Here is a 12796-nt window from a genome sequence, read left to right as displayed (position 1 = left end):
AAACGACCACCTTTCATACTTAACAGGAATTGAAAATCAATGCTTACTAAAGAAGAGACTGCAACACTAAAAAATTACCTTGCCCTCGCACCTAATCCGGAGGAAAGCTTTACCTTCGAGGAGTTGGAAGGCTATCTTTTCGGCCTTGCCATGACCCCGGGCCTCCTCCTGTCAAGCCAGTGGCTTCCTGTAATATTTGGTGATGACATGCCCACTTTTGATCCCCTTGGCCAGGTTGAAGAAATGCACAACTGTCTCATCCAGGTCTACAACCGACAAGTGGCACATTTCCACGACAAAAAGCTGACCTTTCCCTTTAATCTCAATGAACTGGACTCTGCGGCACTTGAGGATCTCTATGCCTGGGTCTCCGGCTTTGAAGAGGCCATTACTCTCTTTGAAGAACTGTGGGACCCAGAAGAATATGACTATCTCTCGGAACAACAGGCCCAACAGCTGTACCACAGTCTTATGACCATCGAGGGGCTTGTGGACCCATATGAAGTCATGGATTTCTTTGAAAATATGCCATCTGAAGCATTTTTGGAGGTTTTCCCACAGGGTGGTGACTCTTCAGAAAACAGAGAGTTACAGATTCAGATGTTTCTTCTTGCCTCGCTGCCTCTTGCCATTGAAACCCTGCAGAACCATAGTAAAAGCCTTGAATCCATAGCCACCAGAGAAGATAAAAAACGTAAAATCGAAAAGGCAAAAAATGCAAGCCGCAAAGGCAAGTCAAATATCATAGAAGTGGATTTCGGTCAGAAAAAATGAGTCGTACAAACCCCGAATTACAACTTGCAGACGCATTTGTGCGGGATACCGGCTGCAATGTTTTTTTAACAGGTAAAGCGGGTACGGGAAAAACTACCTTTCTCCACAATATCAAAAAAGATTGTGAGAAAAGGATGGTGGTCACCGCGCCAACAGGCGTTGCGGCAATCAATGCCGGTGGAGTCACCCTGCATTCGTTTTTTCAGATGCCATTTGGTCCTTTTATTCCCGGCAGTGAGCATACCAGACAGCATAAGTTCAGCCGAGATAAGATCAACATCATCAAAAGCCTTGATCTTCTGGTCATCGATGAAATCAGTATGGTCCGTGCCGATCTTCTGGACGGGGTCGACAGCGTACTTCGCCGCTACCGACGCTCTAACCTGGCCTTTGGCGGGGTTCAACTCCTCTTAATAGGTGATCTCCATCAGCTGGCACCGGTTGTTAAAAATGAAGAGTGGCGTATACTGCAAGCCCATTACGCTTCCCCCTATTTTTTCAGCAGCACCGCCCTTGGAAAAACAGAACTTATCTCTGTTGAACTGCAGCACATCTACCGCCAGGCAGACGATACATTTATTTCTCTTCTCAATAAAGTGCGGGACAACAGGCTCGATCCTGAAAGTCTAAACGCTCTCAATGCCCGTCACATAAAAGACTTTGAGAAAAAGGAGGTGGCAAGTGAGGGCTATATCACCCTGTGTACCCACAACCAGAGTGCTGATAAGATCAATAGTACAAGACTTGAGCAACTCAGCCATAGTGCCCACCGATTCTCCGCAAAGGTGGAAGGTGAGTTTCCTGAACACTCCTACCCTACCCCATCAACCCTGGAACTGAAGGTAGACGCGCAGGTGATGTTCATGCGCAACGATGCCTCCCATGAAAAACGATATTTCAACGGCAAGATTGGCAAAATCACCAGGATTTCAGGGGATCGTATATCGATCAAATGCAGGGACGATAACGATGAGATCATAGTGGAACCTGCAACCTGGGAAAACATAGATTATTCCCTTGATGAAGAAACCATGGAGGTCAGCGAAAATAAGATCGGTGCATTCGTCCAGTACCCTCTCAAACTTGCCTGGGCAATAACTATCCACAAAAGTCAGGGCCTCACTTTTGACAATGCCATCATCGATGCCCAGTCCTCCTTTGCCCACGGCCAGGTATATGTCGCCCTCAGTCGCTGCCGGACCCTGGAGGGGATGGTTCTCAGTACGCCTCTTGCCCTGAACTCCGTGAAAACCGATCGAACGGTTCTACAGTTTACCGAACAAGCCGGACAAAACCTGCCCACAGAAGAGAAGCTCGCCCTTGCCAAAATACGCTACCAGCAGAATCTACTGCTGGATTGTTTTGATTTCCAGCGTCTTAGAAACCTCTTTGCCCGCCTTGTCTCACTTGTGGAAAGAAACCGGGAAATCCTCAGGTTAAAGGGGGCCGACGACCTTGGCCAACTTCAACCTCTCATCACCCGGGAAATCTGTATGGTGGGAGAAAATTTTAAAGCCCAGCTCCGGGGGCTGTTTCGTGACGACCTGCTGCCCTCAGATGATCCTGTGATTCTTGAGCGACTTACCAAGGCGTCCATCTACTTTAAAGAAAAACTCAAGACCCATCTGGCCGATCATCTCGTAAAACTGAGCCTTGAAACCGACAATAAAGAGATCCGCAAAAAAAGCAGAAATACCTTTCAAAACCTCCAGGAAGAATCCAATGTAAAACAGTCTGCAATAGCCTCCTGTGCCAAGGGCTTTGATACAGCCAGATATCTAAGAGCCATCACCAAGGCTGAGATCAAGACCAAAACAAAAGAGGTCAAGCCACCATCCGTTACCTACACAGAAACGGACGTCGATCACCCCAAGCTGTACAACACACTTAAAGACTGGAGAGATAAAAAGGCAAAAGGAGAGAACCTCACTCCTTTTCAGGTTATGCACCTGAAAACCATAATACAGATCGCAGTGAACCTCCCCGATTCCATCGCGGCCCTCAAAAAGATAAAAGGTATTGGAGAGAAACTGACCACGCGGTACGGGGAAGAGCTCATCGATATGGTTCTGGAGTACCGGGTAAAAAATAACATTGAGACCGTTCAGTTACCTGTAGTTCAGGACTTACTTTCTTTTTCTGAACAGGAAGGAAAACAGATAAAGGACACCAAACGCCAAAGCCTGGAGCTATTTGAGTCAGGGTTAAATCTTCAGGAAATTGCCCAGAACAGAGGCTTGTCTCTCACCACAATCGAAGGACACCTCGCCCACTATGTGGCCTGTGGCGAGGTCGATATTGATACCCTGGTTGCAAAAGACAAGCTGGAGGTAATAATCAGCGCCCTAAAGGAGAAAAAAACAAAAAAACTCAACGACATTAAAGCCGCTCTCGGTAATAATTACAGCTATGGTGAAATTAAACTCGGCCTTGCTTATCTGGAGTGTCACCCGGACTAAGCCGCATATTATCTCAATCCATGAAATATCAGACGAAATAAAAGCTTTGAGTCAAAATCAGCGAGGTGAACGAACAATGGAGTTGGTATGTACCAAAAGATAGTTATCCTCACCGGGGCCGGAGTGAGTGCGGAAAGCGGCCTTGGTACCTTTCGTGGTAAGGGTGGGCTCTGGGAAGGCCAGCGGGTTGAGGACGTTGCAACGCCTCAGGCATTTTTAAGAAACCCTGAACTCGTTCAGAATTTTTATAACGCCAGGCGGAGAATGCTTCTGGAACAAGCCCAGCCCAACGAGGCACATCTGTTCCTGGCCGAGTTTGAAAGGCGTTTCACAGAAAACGGCGGCGATTTTCTTCTTGTGACCCAGAATGTCGACGATCTCCATGACCGGGCGGGCTCAAAACATCTGATCCATATGCACGGAGAACTCCTGAAAGCCCGCTGTACCAGCAGTGGTAAAATAAAGACCTGCAGAGAAGATCTTACCGGCACACAATGGCGGCCACACATCGTCTGGTTTGGCGAGGTACCTCTGGAAATGGAGCGGATCTACAGGGCCATTGAAAAGTGTGACCTCTTTGTCGCCATCGGTACTTCGGGGCACGTCTACCCCGCAGCAGGCTTTGTCGAACTTGCCATGAGCACCTGCTCTCACACAGTCGAAATCAACCTTGAGACCAGCGCCGCTTCCTCCCGCTTTCATGAACAGGTGATCGGCCCGGCCACAGTATCGGTGGCCCAATATCTCCAAAAACTCCTGCTGTAACTATGAAAAATTAACCTTGCTTTGAGAGTTCAAGGCTTCAGCGAGTTTCTTGTCAAAAAATAGAACAAAATGATACAATATAAACGCATATATCGCGTTAATAACAAATACATGTAGCCTTTGGTGTGCCAGCTCTAAACCTTCCACAGAGAACATTTGCAGTAAAAATTTGAGAGGGCGCTTTTTATGACAGGCAAGAGAGGCTATGCCTTCCCGGCGATGGATGTCAGCACTTAATAATTGAAAAACATACTTTGAAAGAGTAATCTTTATGCATCCGTAAGCTATTTTTTCGTAGATAAACTCTTTTTAAAAAACTGCGAAGAGAAGGTTTCCCCCATCTTTCTCTCAATAATATTGCGCCTGGAGATAATTGATGAAAGTTGGTATTGGACACAACAACGAGGAAGATGCCTTTGCATCTGGCGTGAAAATTGCTCAGCAGGCATTAAGAGATGGAGCGATTACAAACGCAACTTTTTCCCTGGCATTCTGCCACGGAAATGTGAATGCAAAGGAACTGCTGCAAGGTATCAGATCAGTTTTGGGGACAAAGACCCCGGTTCTTGGCGGTTCAGCCATTGGTTTCATAACAAACCATTCAATTTCTTATGAAGGTTATCCTGCCGGCATCGTTGTCATCGAAGATGAGGATATGCAGATACAGGTTGCTGCGACAGGAGGCCTTGATCATGGAGAAAAAACAGTAGGCCGTGATCTTGTTCGACAGCTTTCTGTTGAAAAGGACGATACTCTCCTGCTTTTTTATGATTCCATTCAACAACCACCAGCCGACAATTCACCTCCAGTGCTTAACTCTTCCACCCCGTTACTCAAAGGAATTGAAAACGAGTTGCCCTTCAATATTCCCATAATTGGAGCGGGAACTGTTGCAGATTTTAATTTTTCACCATCCATTCAATTTATCGGCGACGATGTGAATTCACAGCATGCAGCTGCACTTCTCATACGTGGAAACTTCAGTGTCGATGTGCAGATAATGCACGGATGTTCACCCAAAGATGGCATCTACCACACAATTACCAAGATAGAAGGCTCAATTATCTACGAAATTGATAATCTACCCGCTGTGGAGGTTATCAATGACATCTACGGTGACGAGGAATGGCAAAAGCAGCTTCCCGTTAAACGGTTGACCATTGGTGTCAATCATGGGGAAAAATTCTGGGATCACTTTGCTGAACAGAATTACGTCAACCGTCTTATTACTGGCGTGCTCCCTGATAAATCCGGCATCGTCATCTTTGAAGCTGATTTTGACAAGGGAACTGAATTTCAGTTTATGCTCCGTGACCCCATAAAAATGTTAGAATCAGCAAAATCAAATACAGAAAGTCTGATGCAAGACATCAAGAAGAGTGGAAAAACTCCACAATGGGCCTTTTATATTGACTGCGCTGGCAGAAGTGCGCTGTTTTCAGAAATATTAATGGAAGAAGCGGCCGAAGTTCAGGAGGTTTTAAATCGTAACAACATACCACTTTTTGGCTTTTATTCCGGTGTGGAAATTGCTCCATTTAACAATAAAAATCGTGGGCTTGACTGGACAGGTGTGCTTGCTGTCTTCTCCATTTGAACTCTTGATCAGCAGGAATCCATGCCACATACCATACAATTGCTAAAAGATGAGATCGAGAAAAAAGATGTCGAAATAGCATACTACCGGCGTATTTTAAACCAAGTCAGCAACAGAACTCTGCGGGAATTAGAAGAAGTCTCTAAGGTTGCAGGTCTATTGAAAGAAAAGGAGCAGATCCAGGAAAAACTTCAACGGGCGAAACGCATGGAGTCCATCGGCCTCATGGCTGGAGGTGTTGCTCATGACCTTAACAATATACTTTCAGGTATCATAAATTATCCTGAATTGATTCTTCTACATCTGCCTGAAGAAAGTCCGATCCGTTCACAAGTGCTTCGCATTAAAAAGTCTGGACTACGTGCTGCATCAGTTGTCGAGGATTTATTAACTGTGGCCCGCGGTGTTGCCTGTTCGAAAGAAGTCCACGATCTCAATGAGATAGTTTTTGAATACACTCGTTCACCACAATACGAAGCCCTCATGTCACGGCACCCGCACATTACCTGTGAGAAAAAGATCGACAATCCACCCCTCCCTATTTGCTGCTCACCCGTTCATGTAACAAAATGTATAATGAACCTCGTTGCCAACGCTGCCGAAGCGATTCAAGGGAGAGGGAATATTACAATTTCAACCTTTTCTAAAAACATTGAGTGTGGCCCCGATGAGAGGGTAAACGGAAAATTTGCTATCCTCCAGGTCAGTGACAACGGCCACGGTATGTCGAAGGAATCCTTGAATCAAATTTTTGAGCCGTTTTATACTAAAAAAATAATGGGAAGAAGCGGAACTGGTCTCGGCTTAAGTGTCGTCTGGAACACAATGGAAGATCACCAGGGTTATGTAGATGTCACCTCCGGTGAACATGGCAGTTGTTTCAGCCTTTATTTTCCACTCTCCAAAATTGATATTAAGACACCAGCTTCGTTTTTGACCAATAGTAGACTTCGTGGAGAGGGCAATATTCTTGTGGTCGATGACGATGAGGTCCAGCGAGATGTTGCCGTGGAAATCCTCACCCATCTTGGTTACCGTGCTTCAACAGTTTCCTCTGGCGAGGAAGCGATAACCTACCTCCGGTCAAACTCCATTGACCTGGTATTGCTCGACATGGTCCTTGGAAAAGGTATGAACGGTTATGAAACCTATAAAAAAATATCTGCAATGAATTCAAACCAGAAAACCCTTATAGTCAGTGGATTTTCTGAAAATCAGTTTGTAGAAAAAGCTTGCCGCAAGGGAGCTGGTGGGTTCATCAAAAAGCCCTACACCATTGACCAGCTCGGGTCGGCTGTAATGATGATACTTTCCAAATGATACCCTGCCCCCCAGAAGGCCACAACCATATAACCTGCACCTGACCAGGCTGGTTCCGATAAAATCAGTTTCTGAGGAACAAAATCCAGAGGTACAGTTGTACAATCAGTTCATTGAGCATTGTGCTCTTTCTTACAGCTCCCGGTAAGGCGACATTTCACCAACGGGCAGCGCGTCTAAAAATGGCAATTGACAGCACTGCAAGTCTCATTTATTTTGAATATTTTGTTACCAGATTTCATTGTTTAATTTTCGTCATAATACAGACACTTAAAGGTTAGCGTTGACAAATATCGTTCTTTCCATTCATGGTTTATCCAAAAAATTCTCCAACTGCACAGTCCTCAGTGATTTTTCTCTGGATATCGCCTCTGGAGAATTTATTACCCTGCTGGGACCATCAGGTTGCGGAAAAACTACTCTTCTGCGCCTGATAGCAGGCTTTGAAACTCCGGATTCAGGTACAGTTCTTCTCGAAGGTGTCACCCTGCTCAATCTCCCGCCGGAGCGGCGACAGGTAAATACTGTATTTCAAAGCTATGCTCTTTTTCCCCACATGAACGTCTTTGACAATGTGGCCTTTGGACTCCGTTTAAAGGGTATACAGGGGCAAAAACTGACCAGCCAGGTCGAAAATGCCCTTGCAGAGGTAAAAATGACTGCCTTCACCGATCGTTTCCCAGGACAGTTGTCGGGAGGACAACAGCAGAGGGTAGCGGTTGCGCGGGCTATAATCAATCGCCCCAAGGTTCTTCTGCTCGACGAGCCGTTTTCAGCCCTTGACGCCAGATTGAGAAGAGACATGCAGCTTGAGCTCAAACGCATCCAGCGAGAACTTGGAATCGCCTTTATTCTGGTCACCCATGATCAGGAAGAAGCTCTTTCCATGTCGGACAGAGTCGTTGTCATGCAGGATGGAAAAGTCGCTCAGGTCGGCAGCCCAAGAGAGGTTTACGAAGAACCCAACAATCTCTACGTGGCAAAATTCATCGGAGACATCAACCTTTTCCCCGGCACTGTCACTGAACAATTGGCCGATAACACGTTCACCATAACTCTCAATGGCCAGAATCTCCCCGTCGTGACAAAAAAAGATCTGCAGTCCGGCCAATCTGTTCAACTGCTCCTGCGCCCCGAAGATCTGCGGCTGTCTGGTGAAATAGAATCCGGGATGCCGTTTTTCCATGGCTCCATTGTTGAGCGCAGTTATCGGGGCCCCACCCTCGACACCACTATTTTGCTCGACAACGGCACAACGGTACAGGCCTGCGAATTTTTTGATGAAGACGATCCCGATTTTGATTACAGCGTTGGCGAAAAGGTAAAGGTTTCCTGGGTTAAAGGCTGGGAGGTGGTTTTACCTGATGAAAACCTGGTCTAAATCAAAATTTTTCATCATTATCCTGATTTCATTGTGGCTGGTACTTTTTGGAGTGGTACCTCTCCTGATGCTGATCGTAACGAGCTTTCTGACCCAGGACCCAGTTGAATTTTTCACCCTGTCATTTTCCCTCACTTCCTATCAGGAACTTATCAATCCACGCTATATTGAGATAATTCTCCGTTCGGTGAAATTTGCAGGTCTTACCACCCTGCTCTGTCTGATCTTTGGCTATCCTTTTGCCTGGTTCACCGGCCGCCTCAGGAAAAGATTCCGCACCCTCGTCCTTATCCTGCTGATGGTACCTTTCTGGACAAATTCTCTGATACGCACCTATGCCATCCGCATGGTACTTGGACAAAAAGGACTGGTGAATACCATACTTCTTTCTACAGGACTCATAGACAGCCCCATACGCCTGCTCTATACTGACCTGGCGGTGGTTCTCGGCTTGTTTTATCTTATGCTGCCCTTTATGATTTTGCCTCTGTATGCAAATGTTGAAAAATTTGACTACCGGCTTGTGGAAGCGGCGAGGGACCTGGGTGCCAGCACCTTTACCTGGTTCAGAAGGGTGGTCCTGCCACTGACCCTGCCTGGAATCTTTGCAGGTTGTATTATGGTCTTTGTTCCGACAATGGGGCTGTTTTATGTAGCCGCGCTTCTGGGAGGGGCAAAACAACTCCTCATCGGTAATCTCATCCAGCAGCAGTTTCTTAACGCCCACAACTGGCCACTCGGGGCTGCCTCAAGCGTTGTCCTCATCATAATGATGGCTCTCATGCTGGCAGGCTATGGTCTGATTCTCCACCGTTTTACCGTGCGGAGATATGACAAATGAAAAGTCTGCGACTCGCATATTTTATCGGTATCTTCACCTACCTCTACGTGCCCATAGGTATTGTCCTGGTGAACGCGTTCAACCTCAACCGTTACGGGTTACACTGGGATGGCTTTACCCTGAAATGGTTTCAGGCAATGGCGGGTAACGCCGGTCTCATGGAGGCGGCGCGCCATTCACTTATCATCGCCGTACTGGCGTCCACAGCGGCAACTGGAATCGGAGCCCTGGCAGGCATTGGGTTTAGCCGCTACAGATTTCCCGGTAGGCGTATTCTCCACGGCACTCTGATGACCCTGATGATGGCACCTGACATCATTCTTGCCATTTCACTGCTTGTTCTTTTTGTCACCATAGGAATATCTCTTGGGTTCTGGTCGTTGATTCTGGCCCACATCACCTTTTGTTTGCCGTTCACAGTGGTTACAGTGCACGCAAGACTCAAAGGCTTTGATCCGTACCTGCTTGATGCAGCACGCGACCTTGGTGCCTCGGAGAGCCAGATCCTGAAAAGAATTGTATTTCCTCTTCTCAAGCCTGCGCTTCTTTCCAGCTGGCTGCTCTCTTTTACCCTGTCGCTCGATGATGTTATCGTCAGTTCGTTTGTAACCGGCCCATCCTATGATGTCTTGCCGCTGAAGATCTTTTCGATGGTAAAAGTGGGTGTAAAACCTGAAGTCAACGCCCTGGCAACAGTTATGATTGTGTTGTCTCTAATCTTTGTGCTGATCAGTCAACTTCTTATGAAGGAGAAAGAAAAAAAATGAAAATCCGCCACACCTTGATGCTGTTTATTGCAATGATCCTCTGCCCTCTGACCTCAATGGCCAGTGAAAAAGTATATGTCTATAACTGGTCTGAGTACATTCCGGAAACAGTGCTCGAACTCTTCACCAAAGAGACCGGTATAGAGGTGATCTACTCCACCTATGAAAGCAATGAAACCATGTATGCCAAGCTCAAGCTAGTCAGCGAAGATGGATATGATGTCGTCTTTCCGTCGACCTATTTTGTCAGTAAAATGGGAAGAGAGGGCATGTTGCAGCCCTTGGATAAATCATTGCTGCCAAACGCTGGCGCCCTTGATCCAAAAATGCTTAACAAAAATTACGATAAGGGTAACGTTTATTCCATCCCCTATATGTGGGGATCTACCGGCCTTTGCGTGAACAGTGAGATGATCGATCCCCAGACAGTCACCTCCTGGAAGGACCTTTGGAAACCCGAGTTCAAAAACCAGCTTCTCCTGCAGGATGATATGCGGGAAGTCTTCCATATGGCTCTCAAGATCAAGGGATACAGCAGTAACACGGAAGATCCGGAGCAGATCAAAGACGCCTACCTTCTTCTCAAGGACCTGATGCCAAACGTTCTGGTGTTCAACAGTGATTCGCCGAGGCTGCCCTACCTGGCTGGTGAAGTCAATGTCGGCATGATCTGGAACGGTGAAGCCTGGATGGCACAGGAAGAAAATGAAGCCATCCAGTATATCTATCCCAGTGAAGGAGCCAACCTCTGGGTTGACAGCTATGCTATTCCAAAAACGGCCCGCAATGTCAAGAACGCCCATAGCTTTATCAACTTTATGATGAAGCCTGAAATTGCAAAGATCTGTGTGGAGGAAAACGGCTACGCCACCCCGATTCTCACCACTCTGCCACTTTTGGACGAGAAGGTTCGTACCAGCCAGGTCATCTTTCCTGATGAAAAGACTATCGATGCCGGTGAATTCCAGACCGATGTCGGCAATGCGCTGCCCATCTACCAGGAGTATTGGGAAAAACTGCGAAGCGGCAACTAAAGTATTCAACTGGTATCCGGTTTCTTAACGTGGTAAGAGAAACCGGATATTTCAGTCACAGCGTAGATATTCAGAAATCATTCCTCAGAGGAGATCCAGCTTTGGGCTACAGGGAAATCACACTGCAACTTCCCACCGATTACAGCGATGATGCCTTGAAAGATGCCATCTTGCGGCAACTCAAGATTAAAGACTGCACCTTCAGTATTGAGAGTAAAAGTCTGGATGCCAGAAAAAAAAGCAATATTCACTGGTTGATCAAGGTAGGAGCTGTATCGGAAGAACTCAAAGGGGGCGAACCGGCTCAGCAGCCTATCCTTGAAATTCCCTATCAACAAAGGAGCTCAAAAGCACTCGTGGTAGGTAGTGGTCCCGCCGGTTTTTTCGCAGCTCTGGTACTCCAAAAAGCAGGTTTTCGCACTACCCTGATCGAACGTGGCAGTCGGGTTGATAAACGCGTTCAGGGAATCAGAGATTTCGAATCAACCGGTGTCTTTGATCCACTCAGCAATTATGCTTTCGGAGAGGGTGGTGCAGGTACTTTTTCTGATGGTAAACTCACCGCCCGTACCAAAAAGATTGCCAAAGAAAAACAATTCATCCTCGACAGTTATATCAAAGCCGGAGCACCTGCTGAAATAGCCTATCTCGCCCACCCACATCTGGGCACAGACCACCTCAGACATATTGTGGTCCAGCTGCGCAATGAGTTTGAGGCTCTTGGCGGCGAGATCTGTTTTGAAACCCAGCTCACAGACTTAAACGTTGAAAACGGCAGCGTCACAGCAGCGGTCACCACACAAGGAGAAATCCAGGCAGATGTCCTGCTCATCGCCTGTGGTCACTCCGCCTATGAAACCTACCGCATGCTGATACGTCGAAATGTACCCTTTCGCAGTAAAAATTTTGCTATCGGCTGCCGTATCGAACACCCCCAGGAACTGATCAACACCGCCCAGTGGGGTAAACCCTCTCTTCCTGGAGTCAAAGCCGCTGAGTACAGGCTTACCGCCAATACTGAGGGCCACCTGCCGGTCTTCACCTTCTGCATGTGCCCCGGAGGAATCGTTGTGCCGGCCACGGCCTACGCAGATACCAATATTGTCAACGGCATGAGTCGCTACCGACGAAACGGCCACTTTGCCAATGCGGCCTGTGTGGCTGGAGTCAATCTGGAATCCCTGCTTGGCAAATCCATCGAACCACTGGAAGCCCTTGACTGGCTCAGTGGGCTTGAACAACGTTTTTACAACAGCACAAACGGATATCAGGCTCCCTTTTCGACCATATCAGGCTTTATCCAGAAGAAAAACAGCTCGCAATCCGTCGCTTCAAGCTATCCCCTCGGCCTTACCCCGGCCCCACTCTGGGAACTGCTGCCATCTGAGATCAGTCGTTCCATTTCCCAGGGCCTGCAGCTCTTTAGCCGCAAGCTGAAAGGTTTTGATTCCGGGACTATCATGGGCCTTGAGAGTAAAACCTCATCACCACTCCAGGCGATCCGCGACGAGAAGAAAAGATGCCAGGGGTTCTCCAACCTCTATCTTGCAGGTGAAGGCTCTGGCTGGTCCGGTGGCATCATCTCCAGTGGGGTGGACGGCATACGCACTGCTCTTTCAATAGCTGAAAACACCCCATAATATTTTTTTTAAAGCAACTCCAGATCTACAAATGTTTTCACTCCACTCTTTCTGTGTGTAGAGAAAACCGCAGCATTTTTATGGTTTCTATTGTTATTTTTTCTCTTGGGATTTATGAAATAGATAATGTCAGAAAGATGGCGAGGGTAGACGCACCCTCTTTTTCTGGCAGTCCTTCATAACGTGAAGAAAATGTAAATCCACCGGACTCCCAACAT

At 47.1% G+C, this 12796-nt stretch carries 10 protein-coding genes; all 10 read left to right on the top strand.

Annotated features, from left to right (window positions below):
- Positions 1 to 39: 39 nt before the first annotated feature.
- The 10 genes from FCL48_RS16585 to FCL48_RS16540 all read left to right on the top strand — a co-directional run bounded on the left by FCL48_RS16585 (position 40) and on the right by FCL48_RS16540 (position 12578).
- A complete protein-coding gene (locus FCL48_RS16585; RefSeq protein WP_136873662.1) occupies positions 40 to 774 on the top strand; it encodes a YecA family protein in 735 nt (244 codons plus the stop codon).
- Positions 771 to 3233 carry a helix-turn-helix domain-containing protein gene (locus FCL48_RS16580; RefSeq protein WP_136873660.1) on the top strand — a complete coding sequence of 821 codons (2463 nt, stop codon included), beginning with the start codon at positions 771 to 773 and terminating at the stop codon, positions 3231 to 3233. Before FCL48_RS16585 ends, FCL48_RS16580 begins: the two co-directional genes overlap by 4 nt.
- Before the next feature lie 87 nt (positions 3234 to 3320).
- Complete coding sequence (locus FCL48_RS16575; protein WP_136873658.1) at positions 3321 to 3998, top strand: NAD-dependent deacylase; 678 nt, start codon at positions 3321 to 3323, stop codon at positions 3996 to 3998.
- Positions 3999 to 4374: 376 nt separating this feature from the next.
- Complete coding sequence (locus FCL48_RS16570) at positions 4375 to 5595, top strand: FIST signal transduction protein (protein ID WP_136873656.1); 1221 nt, start codon at positions 4375 to 4377, stop codon at positions 5593 to 5595.
- A gap of 21 nt (positions 5596 to 5616) precedes the next feature.
- The gene (locus tag FCL48_RS16565) at positions 5617 to 6915 is read left to right on the top strand and encodes a response regulator (protein ID WP_136873654.1); all 1299 of its coding nucleotides are present in this window, start codon (positions 5617 to 5619) and stop codon (positions 6913 to 6915) included.
- A gap of 283 nt (positions 6916 to 7198) precedes the next feature.
- The gene (gene potA / locus FCL48_RS16560; protein WP_136873652.1) at positions 7199 to 8296 is read left to right on the top strand and encodes a spermidine/putrescine ABC transporter ATP-binding protein PotA; all 1098 of its coding nucleotides are present in this window, start codon (positions 7199 to 7201) and stop codon (positions 8294 to 8296) included.
- Positions 8280 to 9137 (top strand): spermidine/putrescine ABC transporter permease PotB, encoded by an 858-nt coding sequence (gene potB / locus FCL48_RS16555; protein WP_136873650.1) that lies wholly within the window; start codon positions 8280 to 8282, stop codon positions 9135 to 9137. The genes potA and potB overlap by 17 nt, the downstream gene beginning before the upstream one ends.
- The gene (potC, locus tag FCL48_RS16550) at positions 9134 to 9904 is read left to right on the top strand and encodes a spermidine/putrescine ABC transporter permease PotC (protein ID WP_136873648.1); all 771 of its coding nucleotides are present in this window, start codon (positions 9134 to 9136) and stop codon (positions 9902 to 9904) included. Before potB ends, potC begins: the two co-directional genes overlap by 4 nt.
- Complete coding sequence (locus FCL48_RS16545) at positions 9901 to 10938, top strand: extracellular solute-binding protein (RefSeq protein ID WP_136873646.1); 1038 nt, start codon at positions 9901 to 9903, stop codon at positions 10936 to 10938. Before potC ends, FCL48_RS16545 begins: the two co-directional genes overlap by 4 nt.
- A 101-nt stretch (positions 10939 to 11039) precedes the next feature.
- On the top strand, positions 11040 to 12578 hold the full coding sequence (locus FCL48_RS16540; protein ID WP_169309256.1) for an NAD(P)/FAD-dependent oxidoreductase: 1539 nt from the start codon (positions 11040 to 11042) through the stop codon (positions 12576 to 12578).
- Positions 12579 to 12796 lie beyond the last annotated feature (218 nt).

Origin of the sequence: Desulforhopalus sp. IMCC35007, from assembly GCF_005116575.1 — a bacterium.
Taxonomy (GTDB): domain Bacteria; phylum Desulfobacterota; class Desulfobulbia; order Desulfobulbales; family Desulfocapsaceae; genus Desulforhopalus_A.
This window is presented reverse-complemented; position numbering and strand designations above follow the sequence as displayed.

Bases quoted from the DNA above. Each gene is read 5' to 3' on its own strand.
- potC (WP_136873648.1), top strand. From the start codon at position 9,134: ATGAAAAGTCTGCGACTCGCATATTTTATCGGTATCTTCACCTACCTC.
- FCL48_RS16580 (WP_136873660.1), top strand. From the start codon at position 771: ATGAGTCGTACAAACCCCGAATTACAACTTGCAGACGCATTTGTGCGG.
- FCL48_RS16570 (WP_136873656.1), top strand. From the start codon at position 4,375: ATGAAAGTTGGTATTGGACACAACAACGAGGAAGATGCCTTTGCATCT.
- FCL48_RS16565 (WP_136873654.1), top strand. From the start codon at position 5,617: ATGCCACATACCATACAATTGCTAAAAGATGAGATCGAGAAAAAAGAT.
- potB (WP_136873650.1), top strand. From the start codon at position 8,280: ATGAAAACCTGGTCTAAATCAAAATTTTTCATCATTATCCTGATTTCA.
- FCL48_RS16575 (WP_136873658.1), top strand. From the start codon at position 3,321: ATGTACCAAAAGATAGTTATCCTCACCGGGGCCGGAGTGAGTGCGGAA.
- FCL48_RS16545 (WP_136873646.1), top strand. From the start codon at position 9,901: ATGAAAATCCGCCACACCTTGATGCTGTTTATTGCAATGATCCTCTGC.
- FCL48_RS16585 (WP_136873662.1), top strand. From the start codon at position 40: ATGCTTACTAAAGAAGAGACTGCAACACTAAAAAATTACCTTGCCCTC.